Below are 1,394 nucleotides of genomic sequence, written 5' to 3'. Positions count from 1 at the left end.
CAAGTGGCGGGGTGCGACACGAGGTCGCACTGAACAAGTGGCGAAATGTCAGAAAGGAGGGTGAACAGCCCAGGCCAGTGTCCAGGGCCTGTCCCCTACGTCCACATGCGTCGCTGGCAACGGCGGGGTGTGAAGCTGGACGATCACGCTCAAGAGCCCCCAGGCCATCGAGGAGGCAACAAGCAAAGGGGAAGACTGGACGGGCGAGCGAAAGCGAATCTCCGACTATGCCTCGTGATTGCACAGGCTGCCCGATGGTATGGCATGCGGCGGCCTGAGGACTCGGCGTGGAAGAGCGCCAGGTGACCCCCGTGGACTCGCCGACGGGGGCAGGACACCACCGGTCCCGGGGTAGAGGAGGCGCCCACCCCAGTCGCATCTTGTCAGTGCGGAACGTGGAAACCCCGTCGGGGTCCGGGATTCCCGGTCGTCCGACCGCGAGGAAGGATCAACTCCCCGGCGGGAACAGGATGGCCCAAGAAGCGAATGCCGATAGGCCGAAAGGCCAGGGGAAAGCGAGTGGAACCCGCCACCGTATAACCCGTCGGATACGGGTCCTAGTGACCCGGCCCGAAAGGGCGCCCACGTGGGCCGGGTGAGCCTTTGAAGACAGCTGGTGAAGAAGCCGGAGCCGAAGGGCAAGTTGGACGCAGGGAGGGAGCCTATGGCGCGACAGGGTACTGATCAGCACCATGCCTCCCGTGCGAACGGACCGGAGGACGCGCGAATCGACTGGAACAGCATCGACTGGTCCGAGTGCGAGGAACACGTACGGCGGCTGAGACAAAGAATCTTCAAGGCGACACAGGAAGGCGACCTGAAAAAGGTTCGCAACCTGCAAAAGCTCATGTTGCGAAGCCTCTCCAACACGTTGGTCAGTGTTAGAAGGGTGACGCAGCAGAGCACGGGGCGCAAGACGCCGGGCATTGACAAGGAAACAGCTCTCACACCGACGGAGCGAGGCCGTCTTGCGGCCAGGGTCCAGCGGAGCGAGCATCCTTGGACGGCCCGGCCGGTCAAGCGCGTATACATCCCGAAGGCAAATGGAAAGCAGCGGCCTCTCGGAATCCCCGTGATCACGGATCGAGTTCTCCAGGCTCGGGTCAAGAATGCTCTTGAGCCCGAGTGGGAGGCGCGCTTCGAACCAAGGTCATACGGATTCCGTCCCGGTCGGGGCTGTCACGATGCGATCGAGGCTATCTACAACACGGTTGGGCAGAAACGCGCCACACGTGTGTGGGTGCTCGACGCGGATCTTGCGGCAGCCTTCGATCGGATCAACCACGCCAGGCTACTGGACTCTATGGGCATGTTCCCTGGTCGGAGCATGATCCGGGGGTGGTTGCGGGCGGGGGTGGTGGAGGAGGGCCGCTTGATGCGGACGGACGAGGGCA

The 1,394-nt window shown here is 63.3% G+C and carries 1 protein-coding gene; it reads left to right on the top strand.

Features of this window, described 5'->3' with window-relative positions:
- Positions 1-664: 664 nt before the first annotated feature.
- Positions 665-1,394 (top strand): reverse transcriptase N-terminal domain-containing protein (locus tag ACWGJO_RS41400; RefSeq protein ID WP_452190939.1); only part of this gene is annotated, 730 nt, incomplete at its 3' end.

The sequence above is a fragment of the Kitasatospora sp. NPDC054795 genome, from assembly GCF_053611565.1.
Note: the sequence above shows the minus strand (reverse complement) of the source record. Positions and strands in the feature narration are given on the sequence as shown.